The sequence below is a fragment of the Acinetobacter sp. RUH 2624 genome (assembly GCF_000162375.2).
Lineage (GTDB): Bacteria > Pseudomonadota > Gammaproteobacteria > Pseudomonadales > Moraxellaceae > Acinetobacter > Acinetobacter nosocomialis.
Window position 1 is genome coordinate 100,308 of sequence record NZ_KI391940.1, and the last position, 22,377, is coordinate 122,684.

The following is a 22,377-nucleotide window of genomic DNA, read 5'->3' on the forward strand; positions in this document are numbered from 1 at the left end:
AAGGCTATTTCACAATGGGTGCATTCCAGTTAAACACAGCTGATTACCTATTTATGAAATATCGCTCTATGACTGTCGAATTAATGAGTGTAGTACAAGACTATTATCCTCACTTAAGCAAGGCAGAGGCGCTAAGAAAGGCAAATAATCAAGAATTTCCTTTCTCTGTCTTTAAAATAGATTCAAGCAAACGCGCACCATTTCTGGTGCACGTTAAAGACTTGGCTGATATCTTAGATAAGAAGTATTCTGAAGCTGCTAAAGACTTTGCTACGTTTCATCAATGAGGCGTAGCACCTCTTCCAATTGAATTACATTACGTCTTGACTTCACAGAAACATAACGTTGTAAGCTCCCCCAAGAATCATGCAAACTTACTTTCTGAATTTCAGGAATAGTAAAACTTTGTTCTGCAAGCCTCGTACATCCTTCATGCCTCAAATCATGAAAATGTAAATCTTCAATTCCCAATATTTTACATGCTTCACGAAACTCTTTTCCTATGCTTTTTGGGTTCAGAGGCAATAAAAGTTGTTCATCATATCCTAATCGAAGCATACGACTCCGCACTTCATTATCTAATAAAAGTTCAATTATTGTTTTACAAGGTTCCAACACGTCAAAAGACTTGTGATTACCTTTAGAACCGTTCGGATTTTTCAAATCATGAACTTTCCATGATGAATGGTAAGAATCATAATCTTGCAGCCATAAGCGTGTTAACTCTGCTTCACGTCTGCATGAAAAAATTGCGAACCAAATAATTAAATGCATTGGATACTTAGTACCATATTTATTTAATTTCCAACGCTCAGCAAAAAGTTTTGTTAAAGCAATTAACTCTTCATTTGTAGGAAGTCTATCTCTCACTTTGCTAGAGGAGATTTGGCGAGTTTTTCTAAGCTGTGCCGTAGCTTTATCGAAGCTACTTAAATCAACTTCCATGCCCCACATAACAGATGCATGAGATAGAACACCTCTAATATGTAAAAGCTCATGCTGCTGTGTACTTGTTGCAATAGGGTCTAAACCAAGATTCGGCACGCCTCTCCGTCTTAGAGCAACATGCTCAGCCAAATGTATTGAATGTATTTTTGTGATAATATTGCGCGCGATTGGCAACTTCTTAATTAAGAGTAGAGAATAGCGTTTCGTCCTACCGTACTCGCTCCCAACTTCATCCAAATATTTATCTATGGCATCTGACAAAGTTAGATCAATCAGTTGTTCTTTGCCAAGTAAAATGTCTGGATTTTCTTGAATCTCAACTTCTCTTTTTTTAAGCCAGTTTTCTGCCACTTTTTTTGAATGAAATGTTTTGCTTTCAGAATAAGCTGGATAACCTTTTTTGTTGATCCGGATAGCAGCTCGGTAACTAACACTTCCATCTGCACCTTTTCTGGCAGTAATTGACCCCATAAATTTACACCATGAACCATTTTCTCCATTATGGTGTAAATTTTGGTGTAAATGCAAACTGATTAACGCAGCTAAATATGAGTTCCCACAGATTCAAACAGGTTGCAAAACACTGATTAAAGGTATGATTTTTAATGACTATTAATAAAACCATTGAAACTATTAAATCTCCAAGAATCAGTGTAGCCCCAATGATGGACTGGACTACAAAGGATTACCGATTCTTTGCACGGTTGTTTAACCCAAACGTTGTGCTGTATACCGAAATGGTGACAACAGGCGCGATTTTATTTGGCGATGCAAAACGCCACTTGGACTATAACGCTCAAGAACACCCAATCGTACTGCAACTTGGTGGTTCAAATCCTCAAGAGCTTGCCACTTGTACAAAAATGGCTGAAGACTGGGGCTATGACGAAGTCAACCTGAATGTAGGCTGCCCAAGTGACCGTGTACAGAACAATAAAATCGGCGCATGTTTAATGGCAGAGCCAGACTTAGTTGCTGAATGTATTCATAGCATGCAAAAAGCGGTGAATATTCCAGTAACGGTTAAGCACCGTATTGGTATTGATGACATGCAGTCTTACGAAGAAATGCTGCACTTCGTAGACACCGTTGCGGCAACGGGCTGCACGCACTTTGTCGTCCATGCCCGTATTGCGATATTAAAAGGTTTATCTCCGAAGGAAAACCGAGAAGTACCACCGCTACGCTATGAAGATGTTTACCGTTTAAAGCAAGAACGCCCGCACTTAACGATTGAAATTAACGGCGGAATTAAAACTTTTGCCGAAACTCAAGCTCATTTACAGCACGTTGATGGCGTGATGATTGGTCGTGAAGCCTATCACAACCCTTACCTACTTGCTGAGCTTGGCCAACTTTGGAACTTAGAAGCACCAGACCGTTTCGATATCATGGAACAGATGTTGCCTTATATTGAACAACGCATGGCTCAAGGTGCGCCACTCTCTATCATTACGCGCCATATTTTAGGTTTATTTCAAAACCTACCGGGTGCCCGTAAATGGCGTCAAGCATTAAGCGGTGGAAATGCAAAAACTTTAACTGATGTCGAGAATGCTATTCGAAACATGCAAGCTGCAATTATTCGTACTGAAGAATATGTGAAAGAGCATCAGGCTTAAGCCCACTCAGCCTTCTTAAATTGTAAGAAAATGTGGCATTTTAAATCAGAGACTTAGATTTTGAGTATATTCGCAAATGTCGGCTCGAAATATTCAAATTTAAGCTCTGATTATTTATTTATACTCAATAATATCAGTTACTTAAATTTTACTAGTTTTAGCCACTATTTTAACTAGGCTATTTTTTCGCAGTCAGAAATAAAAACTGGAAAAAAGATACGTTATTACATAACATAAACAAAACTTTTAAGTTTGGGCAATTAGTATCTCTGAACGCCACAGGTAGGTGGTGATTTTCTAAATACGGATATAGGTAGTACGGGTAGAGATTTCACGATGATTATTTATGCCGGACAAGTAGCTGATAACTATATGTATCAGGATTCAAATAAGGCAGCGATTGTTGTATCACACAGCACACCAAGCCTTCCTTATCCCTTCACCATGAAACCCAACAATCACCGCACTGAAAGCAATACCCCTCCCGCCATTGATGTAGAAAAATTCGTAGCAAAACTAGAAAGTGTTACTTCTAGACGCAGCAAAGCTCGTTGTGCACGTAGCATTCGTCTTGCACTTGAATCTGCTGGTGCCGATGTTGAAAACCACCCAATTGCAGCATCTGATTGGGGCGATACCCTGAAAAAGATTGGCTATAAAGAAATTAACCCAGCTTTTGATGAGCCTCAAGAAGGCGACATTTACATCATTCACAGAACCCGCAATCATGTTTATGGTCACATCGCTGGTTACACAGGAAGTGAATGGGTTTCGGACTTCAAACAAAGCAGTTACGACGTCTATAAAGATGACAACGTCACCTATACTTACTACAGATTAGGTTAATTTACTGCTTTTTAAGATCGGAACATTTGATGAATTTGCTCGGCACAATGCTGAATCATTTCATCCTGATCTTTTCTATAAACCAAGAAAACTTCTGAGAATGACAAATCATCTGCCAAAGGTAATAGCTTTACCTGATTAGGTAAAATTTGTTTGAACTCTTCAGGAACTATACTGATTCCCAAATTTGCAGCGACCAATTGTAACTGCGAAACCTTACGTGACAGAATGGGGGCTTTTTGTGGAGTAAATCCTGCAGCTAAACACAGATTTGCGACCAAATAACTCAAGCCCCCTCTTTCGGCATGAGGTGTAGTTACAAAACACTCATCTTTCAAGTCTTTTAAATAAACCTTTTCTGCTTTAGCAAATTTGGCATGCTCGGTATGCACAGCCACCATTAAAGGCTCTTCATATAACTTAAAAATGCTCATCTCATCTAGAGTGTGCCGAACGGGAGGTCTAATAAAACCAATATCAATTTCACCGTTCATTAAAGCTAAGATTTGCTGCTCTGATGACAAGGTATTGATCTCAAAACCCAGCTGCTGCGTTAAGCTAACTTCTTTTAATATTTGTACCTTTTTATGATCCATAACAATGCTACTTGAATGAGCAATTTTAATCTGGCGGTTTTTCCCTTCCGAAACACTCTTGGCAAGATCAATAATTTCATTTAAGTAGAGCAAATTATCTTTTATTTTCTTATAAAACACTTCTCCCGCTGCCGTGAGTTTTGCCCTTTTATCAGTGCGATCAAACAACTGAAAACCTATCTCTTCTTCTAATAGCTTCATTTGTCGACTTAAAGCAGACTGAGCAATAAATAGTTTTTCGGAAGCAGCGGTAAAACTCCCTTCTTCAACAATTTTTATGAAATATTGGAATTGTTTTAATGTGAGCATTACCATCTCAAAATTAGATCATTCGGTCTATTTTCTATATTAGATTAGATGAATATCCTTGACTAGAATTTTATTAAGACCATTCACTTGATTGAATTCTTCATGAAGTATTTAAAAGGTTTCGCAATATGCAGCATCGTTATTTTAATTTTATGGTGCTTTAAATTTTATGATCAGCAACTACCTACACAGCCACAGCAAGACCGCATAGAGCTCTACGATTAAATAGTTTCTCTAAAAAGACAAAAGGCATGCCCTCACCTAAGCGCATGCCTTTTCAATATTTAAATTAGGCTTTCTTTAAATCGAGCTTTTTCAAAACTTCGGCCACAGCAATCATGGCAAAGCTTGAAGTCACTACTACTGCTGAACCATAGCCACCACAGCGCAACCCTGCCGATGGGCAGACATCCGCACTAGAAAACGGATTGTCGATAGAATAAATGCAGGTAATGCCAAATTTCTCTTTTGGCTTTTTACAGATGCCGCGAGCACGAAGTTGACTACGTAGCTTCGCTAACATTGGATCTTGTTCTGTTTTTGATAAATCAGCCACACGGATTTTAAGTGGATCGAGCTTACCACCTGCTCCGCCCGACACGATCAAAGGAATTTTATTAAAACGACAATGCAGCATTAAAGCCAGTTTTGCTTTAACATCATCGATGCAGTCCAAAACAATATCCGGTACAGGATTTAAAAGTTCTGCAACATTTTCTGGTGTTAAGAAGTCATCAATAATATTAACTTTAATACGTGGGTTAATTTGGCGACAACGCTCCGCCATAATCTCAACTTTTTCACAGCCCAGAGTTGATGTCATCGCAGGTAGCTGACGATTCACATTTGATGCCGCGACTACGTCCATATCAACTAGTGTGATCTCACCAATCCCCGTGCGTGCTAAAGCTTCTACCGCCCAACTGCCAACACCACCAATACCAATCACCATCACATGACTTTTTTCATAGTGCTGGAACGATGAATCACCATAAATTTTGGCTACACCTGCAAAACGGCGGTCATATTCATCTTGTTGGAGATCGGTCATTGCTACTCTTTGAAGGGATATAAAACACGGGAGGTATTTTACTGCTTTTCAGAAGAAAGTGTATTTCAGATCAAAGAAAACTTGAGATAGCGATATTTGAGTTCACGACAATTCTTATCATTATAAATCAAATTATATTATTTAAGATTTAAGTCATTATTTACTAACGTGACAGGCGGCATGGATGCCGCCCAGTTGGGCTGCGGTATAAGGATATACCGTCAGCCCGACAAAGGATTTTTGTTACTTTTTATCCTTAAAAAGTAAGGATACGCCTATATAGTCAACATTAGCCAAAGCACCCTCATTACAAGGCTATGCAAACTTAGCCAAATTAACCAGCAATCAAATTCCGCAGTACATAATGCAAAATACCACCTGCCTTAAAGTACTCAACCTCATTTAACGTATCAATTCGACATAACACATTAAAGTGGCTGGCTACTCCATTTGGCCCTTTCACATCAACTTCAAGAATTTCATGAGGCTGAATGCCATCCGATAAACCACGAATCGAAATAACCTCATGACCAGTTAAGTTAAGCGACTGTCTGGTTTGACCATCAACAAACTGTAATGGCAACACGCCCATACCCACCAAGTTTGAACGGTGAATACGTTCAAAACTTTCGGCAATGACAGCTTTAACACCTAGCAAATTCGTACCTTTGGCAGCCCAGTCACGTGAAGAACCTGTTCCGTACTCTTTACCAGCAATAATCACAAGCGGTGTATGTTCTTGTTGGTAACGCATCGCCGCATCATAAATAGCAAGCTTCTCGCCACTTGGCACATGAATGGTATTACCACCTTCTTCGCCACCCAACATTTCGTTTTTAATACGAATGTTGGCAAAGGTGCCTCGCATCATGACTTCGTGGTTACCACGTCGTGAACCATAAGAGTTGAAGTCTTTTGGCTCAACACCTTGTTCTTGTAAATATCGACCTGCCGGACTGTCTTTTTTGATATTACCCGCTGGTGAAATATGGTCAGTGGTTACCGAGTCACCAAGCACTGCCAAAATACGTGCCTGTTCAATATTTTTAATTGGTTTTGGTGGCTCACCAATGCCTTCAAAGAACGGCGGATGGCGAATATAAGTCGAATCATCAGCCCATTCGTAAGTTTTACTTTTTGGAATCTGAATCGCTTGCCAGCTTTCATCACCATCAAACACCGCAGCATATTCTTTGTGGAACATGTCGGTATTTACTTTTTGTAAGACGGCATCAATTTCTGCCTGACTTGGCCAGATATCTTTTAAGTAAACAGGTTGCCCATCTTTACCTTGCCCAATTGGTTGAGTCGTTAAATCGGTACGGATATTCCCAACTAAACCATAAGCAACTACAAGTGGTGGTGAAGCAAGCCAGTTGGTTTTAACCAATGGATGCACACGCCCTTCAAAGTTACGGTTACCCGAAAGTACAGATGCCACGTTTAGATCATGACACTGAATTGCATCTTCAATTGGTTCAGGTAAAGGACCCGAGTTACCAATACACGTTGTACAACCATAACCTACCAAGTTATAGCCTAACTCATCTAAATACGGGGTAAGTCCAGCAGCCAATAAATAGTCGGTTACGACTTTAGAACCAGGTGCAAGTGAACTTTTTACCCATGGTTTACGCTGCAAGCCTTTTTCAATGGCTTTTTTAGCAAGTAAACCTGCCGCCAGCATTACACTTGGGTTAGAGGTATTGGTACATGAAGTAATCGCTGAAATGACGACATCGCCATGATTTAATGGATATTCCTGTCCTTCAATCACACAAGATGGGCTTTCATGCTGAATATTGGCTTTGGTCGCTTCTACAGCCGTACCACCACCGCCTTCATTTTCCAAACGCTCTTTCGCTTCTTTGGCTGGCTTAAGTGTTAACTCCATGAGCGCATTAAACGTTTTTGGTACTTCCGATAAAAGCACACGGTCTTGAGGACGTTTTGGACCTGCCAAACTTGCCTGAACCGTACTCATATCTAAACTTAAGGTATCTGTGAAAACAGGTTCATCACCCGGATTACGCCATAAGCCTTGTGCCTTGCTATATGCTTCAACCAGTGCAATACGGTCACTTTGACGACCAGTTAATTTCAAATAACCCAAAGTCACTTCATCAATTGGGAAGAAGCCACAAGTTGCGCCATATTCAGGTGCCATGTTGGCAATGGTCGCTCGGTCAGCAAGTGGTAAGTCGGCTAAGCCATCGCCATAGAATTCTACAAATTTACCTACCACACCTTTTTGGCGAAGCATTTGAGTAATGGTGAGTACCAAGTCAGTTGCCGTAATTCCCTCTTGTAATTTTCCGGTCAGTTTAAAACCGATCACTTCAGGAATAAGCATAGAGATAGGCTGACCCAACATGGCAGCTTCTGCTTCAATACCACCAACACCCCAACCTAAAACCCCTAAACCATTAATCATAGTGGTATGTGAGTCTGTACCTACTAATGTGTCAGGGAAAGCAAAGGTTTGACCATTGTCTTCACCTAACCACACCGCTTGAGCCAAATACTCTAAATTGACCTGATGGCAAATACCGGTACCCGGTGGCACAACACTAAAGTTATTAAATGCAGATTGTCCCCAACGCAAAAATTGATATCGCTCGCCATTACGCTGCATTTCAATTTGAACGTTTTCTTCAAAAGCCTGATCATCGGCAAAATAGTCCACCATCACGGAGTGGTCAATGACTAAGTCTACAGGTGATAAAGGATTAATTTTTTCAGGGTCGCCGCCCGCTTGTGCCATTGCAGCACGCATTGCAGCCAAGTCAACAACTGCCGGAACACCGGTAAAATCTTGCATTAAAACCCGTGCAGGTCGATATTGAATTTCCTGATCGGAAGTACGGGTTTTTAGCCACTCAGCTAAAGCATGAATGTGTTCTGTTTTAACACTGTGCTGATCTTCAAACCGTAATAAGTTTTCCAACAGTACTTTTAATGATTTCGGCAGTTTGGCAATGTCACCTAGCTTTTTCTCGGCTTGGGTTAAGCTAAAAATCTGATAATTGCTGGAACCTACTGTTAGCGTCTGTAGAGCATTAAAACTATTGATATTGCTATACTTAGCCATTGGGTTATCCTCCCATGTCTGGCAATGTTATTTTTCACGTTTTTACATGTTGTTTTCTTACTTTAAGCTTCTTTTTTCATCGCTGTGTTTTGTTTTAGTTACTATTTCTAATCTTTGATTTTTATTACGATAATTTCAATGCTGATAGTGAGTTTTTCCATAGCAAATCAGCTAAATCTGACTCGGCCATATTTAAATTTTCGGCCAAACTTTTGAGTACATAAGGTAAGTTCACAGGCGTATTGCGAGTACGCTGCTCAGTTGAAGTTTGACAGCAAAGCGGGGTCATATCAGGACAGTCTGTTTCAATCACTAAATGCTCTGCACCTATAGCCTGTACCACAGTATGAAGCTTTTTCGCATTCGGGTTAGTCACTTGTCCCGTCACACCAATTTTAAAACCAAGCTTAATCAGGCCTTTTGCCTCTTCCACACCACCACTAAAGGCATGAGCAATTCCGCCGAGTTTAAACTTATGTGCTTTTAATATTGCTAATACGTCCCAGTGTGCTTTTCGAATATGAAGTAACACTGGCTTTTGATATTGAGTTGCCAGATCTAACTGGTCGGCAAAATACTGTTTTTGTTTGGCATATATATCGGGCTGCTTATGCTCTTTCAAAAAAGTGTCGAGGCCAATTTCACCCACTGCCACGCAGTCTTCTTGCTGCAAAATTTGTTCAAGATGAGAAAGATGTTCTGGCCTGTGTTGCTCAATATAAAATGGATGCAACCCTGGCGCTAAATAAGAAGTGGGCACATTCTCCCACTGTTTGAGCTGATAATGAGTGCGTACCAACTCATCAAAACGTGACTGTAAAAAGCCAATTAACACCAAAGCATCCACACCCACTTTTTTAGCCTCAAGTGCTAACTGCAGCCGATCTTCATTAAAATCGGCAACATCGAAATGGGTATGGGTATCAAACAAATGCATTAGCTAGCACTTTTTTCGGCAGGTGTCGAAGCTGGTTTAGCTTTAGCCTGCGGCAAATATTCTTCTTTCAATACATCTTGTAATTGGTCGTATGGAATAACTAAACGAGGCAACCCCACAACATAAGGACCAATTTCATATTCGCCATATTGAAGAATCAAGCCCTGATCACCGAGCAAGAAGTTTTCAGTGAGTTTAAATGGCCAAGCTTGTTCATATTCACTCACACTATTGGCAAGTTTTGAGTCAGTCACCCAAGCTTTAAACGCCTCATGTGCTAACTTTTCTAAAGCGGCTTTTTTCTCTGGACGCAGCAAGTTTTCAAGTTTGACTTGCTTTTCCTCTTTTAAATCAAAATTGTAATAGTGCTGGGCAGCCGAACCATGCGCCCCACCCAAATAGCTACTACTGTTAACTACAACAGTTACGACTTTACCTTGCGACTGTATGATTTTAGGTTTTACTAAAAGATTAATCTGATGATTACTACTTAACTCTTTTAGTTCCTTGTCTAAACCAATAAATGAGTTTGCATAGCGCTGAACCTGAGCATCGAAACTATCTTGTTGGTCAGCAGCAGCAACTCCCGAAGCTTCTGCCTTTTTATCAGTTTTTGCTGTTTTTGCATCTGGTTCTGCAATTTCAAGAATCTGGCCGAGTGCTTTTAAAACTTGTTGATCAATAATCTTATCAATAAATGGATAGTTACTTTGCAAGCGCTCTACAGTAAATTCAGGGCAAGTTTTACCACTACAGTCTGGCAAAACCACCTTACTTTGAACTGTTTCCCCTTTTAAAGTCAGTTCCACAGGCTTTTGCTCAACCACTGCTGGCTTTTGCTGATCTTTCGACTCTTTAGGATCACTTTTAGGCTGACATGCCACTAAAAATAGTGCAGAAGCAAGTAGCGTTAAACGTAGCGAGGCCTTAGAAGTTAACATCATATTTTGCCTTTATTCTGAGAAGATTATGCATAACTCATATGAAGTTAGCGCATCTATAAGTAGGTTGCAAATTCTGCTACCAACTTAAAACATTTGTTCATAAACCTCAGGTTGTAATATTTTTTTGGTTTGTTCTGTCGTTAAATAAATATCGAGCTGAGGCGCATCTTTGGTAATCTGATTTGCCTGATAATGCAGACCTACACCCTCACCATCAAAGAACCAGTCGGCCTGTCCCCAATACAAAGTTTTTGGTGCGTCTTTTTTAACGTCAGCATTTTGTTTTTTCAGCCAATCCTGATACGCAGTTTGCACGATTTGATGCACAGTGGTTTGCTGATCTTTTTGAAGTACATCAAGCAAAGTTAAGCTTTTATGCAATTTACGATCAGCCACGAAAAAATAATAACGATCTTTTATGGTGATCTCTTCTTGTTTACTGTCCAAAGCCAGTTGTAGTAATACATATTGATTACGCTGCGAGGCAATGCGTGTATGAATGTGTAATTCATAGGCACGGTTTTTAGAATATTTATCTTGCCATTCGTCTGACTTTTTAACGTAAGCATCAACTGCTTGTTGCAGGTTCAAATCTTTTTTCAAATTAATTTGAGTCTGAATGACTTTCGCCTGATTTTTTTCGATCCAGCTATTTAACCACGCATCTTGGGTTTTTATGGTTTGAATATCGACATCAATACAGTTTTTCTTTTCACAAAAAGGCACTGCATAATTTGCCTTGGTTTCAGTCAAGTTTAAGTAAGGTAAAACCTCTGCCTTTTCAGTAGTATTCTTTTGGGCAGAAGCTATATTTTTTTCAGAAGATGATGAGGACTGAGTGCTTTTCCAGACAAATGCAGAAATAGCAGAAATTAGTGCTATGGCTGCAACCACAAGCGCAATAATAGCCTTTTTACTCAAATTCATTTCATCATCCTTTCTTATTTTTCAAAACAAAACAGCTTCTGTTCGAAGCTGTTTGTCACATTTATATGCTTAGTGTTCACGTGTACTACGGAACTCAATATCAGGCCAACGCTCTTGCATAATCTGCAAGTTTACTCGGCTAGGAGCAAGATACGTTAAGTGACCGCCGCCATCAATTGAAAGTTGATCATGTGCTTTTTTCTTGAACTCATTAAGAATCTTGTCATCATCACAATGAATCCAACGCACAGTATTTACACTTACTGGCTCGTAAACACAGTCAACTTTATATTCTTCTTTCAAGCGGTAAGCAACAACGTCAAACTGAAGCACACCAACCGCGCCCACGATCAAATCATTGCTAATTTGTGGCATAAACACCTGAGTTGCCCCTTCTTCAGACAACTCTTTCAAGCCTTTTTGCAATTGTTTTGACTTTAATGGATCTTTCAAACGTACACGGCGGAACATTTCTGGCGCAAAGTGTGGAATACCAGTGAAGTGTAAGTTTTCACCGCTAGTGAAAGTATCACCAATCTGGATGGTACCGTGATTGTGTAAACCAATAATATCGCCCGGCCATGCTTCTTCTAAGTGCTCACGCTCGCCTGCAAGGAAAGTCAACGCATCACTAATGCGGACTTCTTTACCAATACGCACGTGGTTCATTTTCAGGCCTTTTTCATACTTACCTGAACAAATACGCATAAAGGCAATACGGTCACGGTGTTTAGGGTCCATGTTGGCTTGAATTTTAAATACAAAGCCAGAGAAACCTTCTTCTTTCGCTTCAACCATACGCTCTTGCGTTGGATGTGCTTTAGGTTCAGGTGCCCAGTTCATAAATGCATCAAGAACATGGTCAACACCAAAGTTACCTAATGCTGTACCAAATAGAACAGGTGTTTGTTTACCTTGTAAGAAAAGTTCACGGTCTAATGGTTCGTTTGCCATTTGTACCAACTCAAGCGACTCTTCAAAAGAAGCCCAAGCCAACTCACCTACTTTTTCACGAATATCGGCGTGATCATAGCCATCGCGTACTTCAATATCGGTAATGGTTGAACCAAAACCTGCTTTGTAAACATACAATTTATCTTCAAGAATATTGTATACACCAGCAAAGTCACGACCCATACCAAGTGGCCATGTAATTGGTACACAGCGAATATTTAAAACGTTTTCGATTTCGTCTAACAACTCAAGTGGCTCACGAATTTCACGGTCCATTTTGTTGACGAAAGAAATAATTGGTGTGTCACGCATACGACACACTTCCATCAATTTGATGGTACGTTCTTCGACACCTTTTGCACCGTCAATCACCATCAGTGCAGAGTCAACCGCGGTAAGCGTACGATAAGTATCTTCCGAGAAGTCTTCGTGCCCCGGTGTATCGAGTAAGTTAATGGTGTGACCTTTATATGGGAACTGCATAACAGACGTAGTGATCGAGATACCACGTTCTTTTTCCATTTCCATCCAGTCAGATGTAGCTGCACGGTCAGATTTACGGCTTTTTACCATCCCTGCAACCTGAATCGCTTTACCCCATAACAACAGTTTTTCTGTCATGGTGGTTTTACCGGCATCGGGGTGGGAAATAATAGCAAATGTGCGTCGTTGAGCGACCTGTGCCGCTAACTCATCTTTAAAACTCATGAAATACACCTACTGCGGAGATTGCAGTGCCAAAGATCTAAAGTCGATCAAAATAAAAATTGGCGTAATTGTAGCAGATTTATAGGTACTGTTTAGAGATTGTTGAGTTGTTGGCCCGTGTTTTCATATTTGAAATAACTTTGGTGAAAATATAAAAATTTGGGTCCTCACACCAATAAAAAAGCCTGTCCAATATAAACAGGCTTTTACGAGTGAACTTAAAAAACTTATGCCAATTTCTTTTCTTCAATAAAATGAACATCGGCAATTTGTGCATCCCAAAACTCAGTCCACAATGCACAATAATCAAGACATAGTTTGGTCAAGCTTTCATAATCATCTTTGGTAATCGCTTGAGCCAACGCAAACCACAAATCGTCTTGATGATCATCGTCAGCAGCTTCTGCTGTTTCATCTGTTGAGACGCCGTGGACGTGATAATAACCACCACCCTCAACATCAATATTAACGAACTTGGTGGCTTGTCTTAATGGCGGGCTAAAAAGAATAACCTCTTCTTCTGCTACAGCCAATAAAGCCACTACATTCATATAGCTATCATAAGAAGCTTCTAAAAATGTTCTCACCTGATCTGCAATTTTTGAAGGTTTATAATTACGGCGGTCGTTCTCAGACAAACCATAGTCATTTAATAAATCTTCATATAATGGATAATGTGCGTATTCTGGGTTTCCTAAATAATAATTATCTTTACCCAAACCCGGTCTAAAACCAAATTCATCTAATATATTTAGGCTTAATAACACACGTGGAAACATTTTGGCGCCAGAGTGAAGCTTTGGTTCCAATTGCTTTGTTAAAAACTGTGCCTGTAATAAAGCATCAGTAAAAATTTGTACGATGGCATGACGATATTCTAAATGAATACGTGTCAAGGTTTGTTTATCAAGATAACCGTTATTTAATATTTCAATGGCTGGATGATGACTTACTGGTAAATGTGCAATTCTATTCCTTAACTGTTTGAGAAATTGTAAGTTTTCTTCCCACTGTTGGGCAGAAATACTATTTTTCATACCTTGTAATGCTTTTTGTCTTGGATTATCAAAGTCTTCAAATTTTTTTGACATAATCATTCTCAATAAAAAGTTTTTCTTATAGTTAAGCTAAGGCTTATCCCTCTATTTCCATTTCGCACTCTATTGCTAAAAGGATAAATTCCATATACCCATACTTAACGAGTCGATATTATGTTTATTATCTCAACAAATCAATGGATTAATTAATATTATTTAAAAAAGTAAACTATTGCCAATAAAAAATATATATTATTGTTTTTTAAAATAAACCAAACTATTGAATAAATATAATTTTTTAAATATCATAAAATAAGTTTTATTTAAGCTTTCATACTTTACAATAGCAAAGTTAATCAAAAAATATCTATGACGGGGCAACCAATGTCAAAAAGAGAAACGATTATAACAACAGCAATGACCCTTTTTAATCAGAAAAGTTATACCTCAATTGGGGTAGACAAAATTATTGCTGAGTCCAATGTTGCAAAAATGACTTTCTATAAGTACTTCTCTTCTAAAGAAGTTTTAATTGAAGAATGCCTTCAGCGAAGAATTTTAGAAGTGCAGGCTTCTTTACTAGAAAAGGTAAACCGCGCACATGATCCGTTAAATAAACTTAAAAATGTTTTTAACTGGTATATAGACTGGATTAACACTGAAGATTTTTATGGTTGTTTATTTAAAAAAGCGACTATAGAAGTTTTACAAATGTATCCATCCATTAAAAGCCAAGTGAACCAATATAGACAATGGATTTACGACTTAGTAGTCTCTATGTTTTTAGAGCTAGACATTGAAGATCCAACAGTTCTAAGCAGCCTTTTTCTAAATATTATTGATGGACTTATTATTGATGGCACCATTAATAAACCAGAAATTAATGCTGAAAGAACATGGTCTTATATAAATAAACTCATTGAGCTTGAAACAACGCAGAGCTGTGCGGCTGCGTAAATAGATTTAATTATTTATGATGCTATCTCATAAATAAACCTTGTTTTAACCCATACGAAAGCTTGAATACATACTCTTTTACATGAACAGACTTGTTTCATCTTCTTAGCTATATATAGATTAGGCCGTTATGTTTTAAATGCATAGCGGCCTTATTTTATATAAGTTCAAGCTTTTCTTAAAAAAAATTTATTAATAAAACTCTAATGTTAGTTAAGCTCATCTATTTAATTAATTAATCACTAAGAAAAATACTTTTTAAAATATATTGCAATAACAGTTCTCTATTATCAGCCTTTGTTTCATCTAGCAGTTGAATAATGGCACCATCAATTACAAATAAAAACATATGAGCATCTTTTTTAGTAGCATCGTTCTTCGCTGTTAAAAGCAATTTATAAACTTCATCAATTAACCATTGACGGTACTGTATAACCACTTGATAGGCTGTAGGGTAAATTTTTTCAATTTCAAAAATAGCTCTAAATGGCAAATAATAATGCCCTTCCAGATTGACATGTAAAAAGAATATTTCCTTTAACTTTTCACGCACCACTAAATCTTTTTGTGTGTAAATAATTGAGAAGACTTTTTCTTTTAAAGCATCTTTTTGAAAGTTTAAACTCATTTCAATAAGCCGCTCTTTAGACTGAAAATATTTATAAAACGTGGTTTTGGTCACTTCCGCTTCTTCTACAATGCGGTCTACACCAACGTTGTGAAAACCATGGTCATTAAAAAGATAACGGGATGTATGAAGCACACTTAACGCGCGAAATGAGAGATCTGAATATGGCATATATGTACCGTTATAAAATAATTTGTTGTTGTGTCTAAATGAGATAAAACAGCCGCAACTTTTACTCTAGGCAAAAAAAGCATGCAAAGGCCCCAAAGATGGCCCTAGGGCATCTCAAGTTTTATTGTTGATATGATTTTTTAGTCATGACGAACTAAAGTCTGAAAACTCGAAAGTGATCAAACAACGCTAAAGACTAATCGGGAGGTGTAAAAAAAGTATGCACAGCCAACTCCTTATATGGGGAGTTCTGCCAAAGCATTAATAAAGGATTATGGTGGCAGAACGAGCAAGGGTTCGCAGACTGATAGTAAAGAATCAGCACACCCGAAGGTGTCCCTCACTCGTCCTACCGCAACGAGCGAGGGACGATTTACACACAAGACTACTCCTCAGAGGGAATAATCTGATGCCTTTACTAATCGGTCTGCGACAACCGGCTGGCAATGTAGGCCAGCAGGCAAAGGATAATCTGAGAGTTTAGAAGTGTCAATGTGGAATTTATGACAAGTTTTTAAAATTCTTATTATTTTTCATTAGATTAACTAAATTATTATTTTAGATATTATATAAAGTTATAATTTTAAAATTTATCACAAGTTCGTTAAACAAAATGAGCGCCTTGTGACTGAATCAGTTGCCCTACATTTACAGGCATTCCTAACAAGTAACCTTGGAACTGCTGACAGCCTAAACGCGTTAAAATTTCGACTTGCTGCTGAGTTTCCACCCCTTCGGCTGTTACGGTTAAGCCTAACTTTTTCGCCAAATGAATAATACTTTCTAAAATGACTTCTTCTTTTGAGCCCGGTTTTAAATCGACAATAAAACCACGGTCAATTTTAAGCTCATCGACTGGTAAGTCTTTTAAATATAAGAAGCTTGAGTGCCCTGTTCCAAAGTCATCAATTGCGACACGAATGCCCATATCACGCAGCCGCTCACAAGCACGAATGCTTAAGTCGATATGCCGCATTGCAGTTGATTCAGTAATTTCAATAATGAGGTGATGAGGCTTAATTTGGTATTTTTTTAACAAACCTTCGAGGGTACTAAAGAGCTTTTTATTTTCAAACTGCAAAGCCGATAAATTGACTGCGATTGGATAAAACTGAGTGTTGCTGCGTTCCCATTCCTGAATTTGCTGGCAAGCTTGCTCAAGCGCCCAATATCCCATTGGAATAATTAAACCCGTCTTTTCCGCGCCACCAATAAACATGTGTGGTGTCAGCATACCTAAAGATGGATGATTCCAACGAATGAGCGCCTCAACTCCGCAAATCTCAAGATTGGTATTAAATTTTGGCTGGTAGTAGAGAACAAATTGTTTTTCTTCGACTGCTTTATATAAATCATTGATCAGTTTTGACTGACTTCTGGTTTCTTGTTGGTGGGTTGAATAACTAAAGACGGTGTAAGTATTGCGGCCCTGCTCTTTAGACATCAGCATGGCAGCATCGGCATTCATTAGCAGGTCTTGAACATTCTGCCCATGTTCAGGAAACAATGCGATGCCAAGGCTTGCCGAAATGTTAATTTCTTTACCGGAAATCTGGTAACTGTCTTGAATAAGCTGCAATACTTTTTCAGCAAGTTGCATTGCCTCTTCAGTATCGGTATTTTCAGCTATTAATAAAAACTCATCTCCGCCAATTCTAAGCAACTTACACTTTTCATTGAGTTGCCAATGTAAGCGATTGGCCATTTGTATAAGCAGTTGATCACCAATGTGGTGACCAAAGGCATCATTTACCGATTTAAAACGGTCTAAATCAATATAGAGAAAAGCAATTTTCTGGTCTTTATAACGATGGTCTGACAGAAGAACTTCTGCGTAATCAACTAAATAAAGTCGGTTTGGTAATTTAGTTAAGTTATCTTGAATGGAGAGATTGGCGAGTTCTTTATTGGCTTTACGGAGTTCTAAATTTCGTTGGTTCAGTCGTTGTTCCAGCACGGCGACAATAAAACTCGCGACCAGCACCAGACATGTAACCAGAATAATAGTAAACAGCAACAGGTCATGTTCAGCCTGATATTGGCTCACAAATTTATCGGTAATATTAGTCGCAATGAGTGCCGTATAGTGCATGCCCATAATGCTTAAAGTCATCATGACTGCAAAAGCGAGTTTTAAACTTACTCGATTACGCTCGCTCTCTTTTAATTTATAGGCCAACAAAAAAGCTAGACCTGAACCACTCATGGCAATTAAGACAGAAAATAAAATGAGAAATGAGGTGTAATCTTTCTTATAAATATCAATATTCCAGCCCAGCATACTCACATAATATGAAGCTGAAATACCAATGCCCATAATGACTGAGCTTAAAACCAACCTAAATAATGGTAGTGTAAAACGGGAAGTGAGCCAAATTGCGACACTTGAAAGTACAGCACTAATTCCAAAAGACAGTGTAATTAAAGGAACGTTCGAAGAAGCTGCTTCAAATAAATGGTAAGCATGCATGCCGACAATATGGACAATACTAATCGCTGCTGCGAGTAATAATCCATTAAGTAATAGAATAAACGGCTCAATCTTTTTATAAGTTTGCTTAAATATTAACTGCTCCATGGAAATCACAATATAGCAAATAGCGCCAGCCGCAATAAAAGAGCCGACGATCAATGTGCTATCGTAATCAACATGACCCATATTGGACTTCCATGATTATTCAATACTTTTTTTTATTTTGTTCAACTCATTGCACAAAATACAATTAAACACGTTAAAGAAAAATTAGTAAATTCGACTTTTTTAGTCAGTTATAAACAATAACATTATCTAACATTTGGTCAAGTATTTTTTACTTTAGAAATCAATAAAGTAAACAAAAATTAAGCATCCAATTATATGAAAAATATAGGATTTCTTAAGTCTAGGTCAATTGACCTTAATGATGTTTTTTTAAACTTGTTTTAGGGGCTAATAAAATAAAAAAACCCTGCATGAAGCAGGGTCTTTTTAAACAATAGAAAAGAGTATTAGTTTTTCTCTTTATCTACGATCTTGTTTGCTTGAATCCAAGGTATGAGCGAGGACTAGTAGAGCATTGCTCTACCCGAGCGCAAGAGCGAAGTTTTTCTTCGCTAACGCGCGTTTCAAGCTAAAGAAAAAACTTAGTTTTTCTCTTTGTCTACGATTTTGTTCGCTTGAATCCAAGGCATCATCGCACGTAATTTAGCACCAGTTTGTTCAATACCGTGTGCAGCATTTTGACGACGACGAGCTGTCATAGATGGGTAGTTCAACGCACCTTCTTGGATGAACATCTTCGCGTATTCACCAGATTGAATACGTTTTAATGCATTACGCATTGCTTCACGAGACTGTTCGTTAATTACTTCAGGACCAGTTACGTATTCACCGTACTCAGCGTTGTTAGAAACTGAGTAGTTCATGTCAGCGATACCGCCTTCGAACATCAAGTCAACGATTAACTTAAGTTCGTGTAAGCATTCGAAGTAAGCCATTTCTGGTGCATAACCAGCTTCAACCAAAGTTTCGAAGCCCATTTTAACAAGTTCAACTGCACCACCACAAAGAACTGCTTGCTCACCGAATAAGTCAGTTTCAGTTTCTTCACGGAATGAAGTTTCGATAATACCTGTACGACCACCACCTACGCCAGAAGCGTAAGAAAGTGCAACGTTACGTGCATTACCAGAAGCGTCTTGGTGAATCGCGATTAGGTCAGGAACACCTGAACCACGTTGGAATTCAGAACGTACAGTGTGACCAGGAGCTTTAGGCGCAACCATGATTACGTCTAAGTCTTTACGTGGAACAACTTGGTTATATAGAACAGAGAAACCATGAGCAAATGCTAAAGTCGCGCCTTCTTTGATGTTTGGCTCAATCACGTCACGGTAAAGTTGTGATTGGAATTCATCTGGAGTCAAAATCATTACGAGGTCAGCTTGCTTAACTGCTGCTGGGACTTCAGCAACTTTAAGACCAGCGTTTTCAGCTTTCTTCCAAGAAGCTGAACCTGCACGTAAACCTACAGTTACGTCTACGCCTGAGTCTTTAAGGTTAAGTGCATGAGCATGACCTTGAGAACCGTAACCAATAATCGCAACTTTCTTGCCTTGGATGATTGATAAGTCACAGTCTTTATCGTAAAAAATTTGCATTTGTGTTCTCCGCTAAAATACTTTTTAAAAAATTAAATGGCTAAAACTTTTTCGCCACGGGCGATACCTGATACACCTGAGCGAACGACTTCAAGAATGGTGTTTTCTGCAAGCGCATCGATAAAACCATCTAATTTTTCAGTTGTCCCTGCTATTTGAATGGTATAGGTCGTTGGTGTCACGTCTACAATTTGCGCACGGAAAATATCCGCAGTGCGCTTAATTTCGGCACGTGATGCACCTAATGCTTTTACTTTGATTAGCATAAGTTCACGTTCAATGTGTGAACCTTCTGATAAATCAACTACTTTTACCACCTCAACAAGTTTGTTGAGCTGTTTCGTAATTTGTTCGATCTTATGGTCATCGCCATAAGTCGTTAACGTCAAACGCGATAATGTCGGATCTTCGGTTGGTGCAACATTCAAAGTTTCAATGTTGTAGTTACGTTGGCTGAATAAGCCCACCAAACGAGAAAGCGCACCAGCTTCGTTTTCAACGAGTACAGAAATAATATGTCTCATTAAATGCGCTCCCCTTTAGAAATCCACATGTCACGCATAGATTGACCTGCAACCTGCATTGGATAAACGTGTTCGCTACGGTCAACCATAACATTGATAAATACGCATTTATCATTGATGGCCATTGCTTCTGCAAGCTTAGATTCAAGTTCATCGGCATGATTAATTTGAATGCCTACATGACCATAAGCTTCCATTAACTTGGCAAAGTCAGGTAATGACTCAACATAAGAACTTGAATGACGACCTTCATAGTTCATATCTTGCCATTGTTTCACCATACCTAAAGCACGGTTGTTCAAGCACAAGATTTTTACGTTCAAGCCATATTGTTTACAGGTTGAAAGTTCCTGAATACACATCTGAATTGAAGCTTCACCCGTAATACAAACAACTTGTTGGTCAGGGAAAGCAAGCTTCGCAGCCATTGCATAAGGTAAGCCAACACCCATGGTGCCAAGACCACCTGAGTTAATCCATTGACGAGGACGTTTGTACTTATAATAAAGTGCACCAAACATCTGATGTTGACCAACGTCAGAAGTAATGATGGCATCACCATTGGTTACTTTATATAAAGTTTCAACAACCTGCTGTGGCTTCATGGTGCCATCAGATGGGTTTTCATATTTCAAACCATGAACTTTGCGCCATTCATTAATTTGAGACCACCAAGCCGCAATTGCTTCAGGATTTGGTTTAGACACATTTAACTGTTTTAACTGTGCCAACATTTCTTGAAGAACAGGCTCTACTGCACCAACGATCGGAATATGCGCCATAATCGTTTTTGAAATGGTCGCAGGATCGATATCGACATGAATCACTTTTGAGTTCGGGCAGAATTTGGCTGGGTTATTTGTTACGCGGTCATCAAAACGCGCACCAATCGCCAAAATTACGTCTGCATGGTGCATTGCCATATTGGCTTCGTATGTACCGTGCATGCCCAACATGCCAATAAACTGTGGATCGTCGCCCGGGAATCCGCCTAACCCCATAAGTGTGTTAGTTACCGGATAACCAAGTAAATGTGCAAGTTCGGTTAATAACGCAGAAGCATTACCTTGTACGACACCACCGCCTGTATAAATAACAGGACGTTTTGCAGTAAGTAATTCATCAATTGCTTTACGAATTTGACCAGAGTGGCCACGTGAAGGCGGTTGATATGAACGCATCTTCACTTTTTCAGGGTATTCGTAGGCAAACTTTTCTGCAGGGTTCGTCGCATCTTTAGGAATATCAACTACAACTGGACCAGGGCGCCCACTTGACGCGATATAGAATGCTTTTTTAATAATTGCAGGGATTTCACTCGCGTGACGGACCTGAAAGCTGTGTTTCACGATAGGACGTGAAATACCAACCATGTCAGTTTCCTGGAAAGCGTCTTCACCAATCAGATGTGATGCAACCTGGCCAGACAAAATCACCATTGGGATTGAGTCCATATAAGCTGTTGCAATTGGAGTTACTGTATTGGTTGCGCCCGGACCAGAAGTGACCAGTACTACGCCAGTCTTACCTGTAGCACGCGAGTAGGCATCTGCCATATGACCAGCAGCTTGCTCATGGCGCACGAGGTAATGATTGATTTTGTCTTGTTGAAATAGCGCATCATAAATATGTAATACAGCGCCGCCTGGATAACCAAAAACATGTTCAACGCCTTCGTCCGCAAGAGCACGAACGAGCATTTCACCACCAGATAAAAGTTCCAACGTGATTCACCCTAAAATTTTTATCACTATTTATGGAAGGCACAAATAGTGTTTCATTCATTGAATTGTCTGCACTGTTATAGCACACATATTGTCTAGTTTTCGTTGCAATAGAAAAATTTCTGTTTTTCAGCCGTATAAGCTGTTTTAACATTAATAAAGCATGTCTGGATATACATACTTTAGTAAAATCAATCTCTCGGCTAGAGAGAATGTCTATTACAAAACATGATATTTATTCGAAGGGTGATCGAGTAAATACA

Annotated in this window: 19 protein-coding genes; 5 read left to right on the forward strand and 14 right to left on the reverse strand. The window is 39.0% G+C overall.

The genetic code is table 11. The features are described 5' to 3' along the window. The first annotated feature begins 14 nt into the window (after positions 1-14). Positions 15-287, forward strand: a complete 273-nt coding sequence (locus HMPREF0014_RS22555) for a pyocin activator PrtN family protein (protein ID WP_004738135.1) — start codon at positions 15-17, stop codon at positions 285-287. Here HMPREF0014_RS22555 and HMPREF0014_RS22560 read toward each other — a convergent pair. After that, positions 271-1,419, reverse strand: coding sequence for a tyrosine-type recombinase/integrase (locus tag HMPREF0014_RS22560; RefSeq protein WP_004738134.1), 1,149 nt, complete (start codon positions 1,417-1,419; stop codon positions 271-273). The two genes, HMPREF0014_RS22555 and HMPREF0014_RS22560, sit on opposite strands and share 17 nt — an antisense overlap. A 152-nt stretch (positions 1,420-1,571) precedes the next feature. Between HMPREF0014_RS22560 and dusA the strand changes: the two genes are divergently transcribed. Both dusA and HMPREF0014_RS22570 read left to right on the forward strand, forming a co-directional pair. After that, a complete protein-coding gene (gene dusA / locus HMPREF0014_RS22565) occupies positions 1,572-2,570 on the forward strand; it encodes a tRNA dihydrouridine(20/20a) synthase DusA (RefSeq protein ID WP_082187662.1) in 999 nt (332 codons plus the stop codon). Between the two features lie 336 nt (positions 2,571-2,906). Then, positions 2,907-3,416 (forward strand): hypothetical protein, encoded by a 510-nt coding sequence (locus tag HMPREF0014_RS22570; RefSeq protein WP_006580416.1) that lies wholly within the window; start codon positions 2,907-2,909, stop codon positions 3,414-3,416. A gap of 11 nt (positions 3,417-3,427) precedes the next feature. Here the strand turns inward: HMPREF0014_RS22570 and HMPREF0014_RS22575 are convergent, their stop codons facing one another. Beyond that, the gene (locus HMPREF0014_RS22575; protein ID WP_020992372.1) at positions 3,428-4,321 is read right to left on the reverse strand and encodes a LysR family transcriptional regulator; all 894 of its coding nucleotides are present in this window, start codon (positions 4,319-4,321) and stop codon (positions 3,428-3,430) included. 102 nt (positions 4,322-4,423) lie between these two features. On the opposite strand from HMPREF0014_RS22575, the gene HMPREF0014_RS25680 reads away from it, so the two are divergent. After that, positions 4,424-4,546, forward strand: coding sequence for a hypothetical protein (locus HMPREF0014_RS25680; protein WP_082187658.1), 123 nt, complete (start codon positions 4,424-4,426; stop codon positions 4,544-4,546). A 64-nt stretch (positions 4,547-4,610) separates the two neighbouring features. Here HMPREF0014_RS25680 and HMPREF0014_RS22580 read toward each other — a convergent pair whose 3' ends face one another. The 7 genes from HMPREF0014_RS22580 to HMPREF0014_RS22610 form a co-directional block, all read right to left on the reverse strand. After that, positions 4,611-5,372 (reverse strand): tRNA threonylcarbamoyladenosine dehydratase, encoded by a 762-nt coding sequence (locus HMPREF0014_RS22580; protein WP_000130925.1) that lies wholly within the window; start codon positions 5,370-5,372, stop codon positions 4,611-4,613. A gap of 334 nt (positions 5,373-5,706) precedes the next feature. Further along, positions 5,707-8,463: an aconitate hydratase AcnA gene (gene acnA, locus HMPREF0014_RS22585; RefSeq protein ID WP_006580418.1), complete on the reverse strand. Its 2,757-nt coding sequence runs from the start codon at positions 8,461-8,463 to the stop codon at positions 5,707-5,709. 124 nt (positions 8,464-8,587) lie between these two features. Then, entirely contained in the window at positions 8,588-9,400 is an 813-nt protein-coding gene (locus HMPREF0014_RS22590) for a TatD family hydrolase (protein WP_006580419.1), read from the reverse strand. Further along, on the reverse strand, positions 9,400-10,341 hold the full coding sequence (locus tag HMPREF0014_RS22595) for an RsiV family protein (RefSeq protein ID WP_006580420.1): 942 nt from the start codon (positions 10,339-10,341) through the stop codon (positions 9,400-9,402). The genes HMPREF0014_RS22590 and HMPREF0014_RS22595 overlap by 1 nt, the downstream gene beginning before the upstream one ends. Before the next feature lie 87 nt (positions 10,342-10,428). After that, positions 10,429-11,271 (reverse strand): hypothetical protein, encoded by an 843-nt coding sequence (locus tag HMPREF0014_RS22600; protein ID WP_006580421.1) that lies wholly within the window; start codon positions 11,269-11,271, stop codon positions 10,429-10,431. A 69-nt stretch (positions 11,272-11,340) separates the two neighbouring features. Beyond that, positions 11,341-12,933: a peptide chain release factor 3 gene (locus tag HMPREF0014_RS22605; protein ID WP_004710644.1), complete on the reverse strand. Its 1,593-nt coding sequence runs from the start codon at positions 12,931-12,933 to the stop codon at positions 11,341-11,343. Positions 12,934-13,160: 227 nt separating this feature from the next. After that, positions 13,161-14,024, reverse strand: a complete 864-nt coding sequence (locus HMPREF0014_RS22610) for a hypothetical protein (RefSeq protein WP_020992374.1) — start codon at positions 14,022-14,024, stop codon at positions 13,161-13,163. Positions 14,025-14,354: 330 nt separating this feature from the next. Here HMPREF0014_RS22610 and HMPREF0014_RS22615 point away from each other — a divergent pair, with 330 nt between their 5' ends. Beyond that, a complete protein-coding gene (locus HMPREF0014_RS22615; protein ID WP_016803720.1) occupies positions 14,355-14,927 on the forward strand; it encodes a TetR/AcrR family transcriptional regulator in 573 nt (190 codons plus the stop codon). A 235-nt stretch (positions 14,928-15,162) separates the two neighbouring features. On the opposite strand, the gene HMPREF0014_RS22620 is transcribed toward HMPREF0014_RS22615, so the two are convergent. From HMPREF0014_RS22620 to HMPREF0014_RS22640, 5 genes are all read right to left on the reverse strand, one after another. Beyond that, positions 15,163-15,726: a TetR/AcrR family transcriptional regulator gene (locus HMPREF0014_RS22620; RefSeq protein WP_002053434.1), complete on the reverse strand. Its 564-nt coding sequence runs from the start codon at positions 15,724-15,726 to the stop codon at positions 15,163-15,165. 604 nt (positions 15,727-16,330) lie between these two features. Beyond that, the gene (locus HMPREF0014_RS22625) at positions 16,331-18,385 is read right to left on the reverse strand and encodes a GGDEF domain-containing phosphodiesterase (protein ID WP_006580425.1); all 2,055 of its coding nucleotides are present in this window, start codon (positions 18,383-18,385) and stop codon (positions 16,331-16,333) included. A 464-nt stretch (positions 18,386-18,849) separates the two neighbouring features. Next, positions 18,850-19,866 (reverse strand): ketol-acid reductoisomerase, encoded by a 1,017-nt coding sequence (gene ilvC / locus HMPREF0014_RS22630; RefSeq protein ID WP_002053209.1) that lies wholly within the window; start codon positions 19,864-19,866, stop codon positions 18,850-18,852. A 32-nt stretch (positions 19,867-19,898) separates the two neighbouring features. Next, complete coding sequence (gene ilvN, locus HMPREF0014_RS22635) at positions 19,899-20,390, reverse strand: acetolactate synthase small subunit (RefSeq protein WP_001215920.1); 492 nt, start codon at positions 20,388-20,390, stop codon at positions 19,899-19,901. Then, the gene (locus HMPREF0014_RS22640; protein WP_002053493.1) at positions 20,390-22,114 is read right to left on the reverse strand and encodes an acetolactate synthase 3 large subunit; all 1,725 of its coding nucleotides are present in this window, start codon (positions 22,112-22,114) and stop codon (positions 20,390-20,392) included. The genes ilvN and HMPREF0014_RS22640 overlap by 1 nt, the downstream gene beginning before the upstream one ends. Between the last annotated feature and the right edge of the window lie 263 nt (positions 22,115-22,377).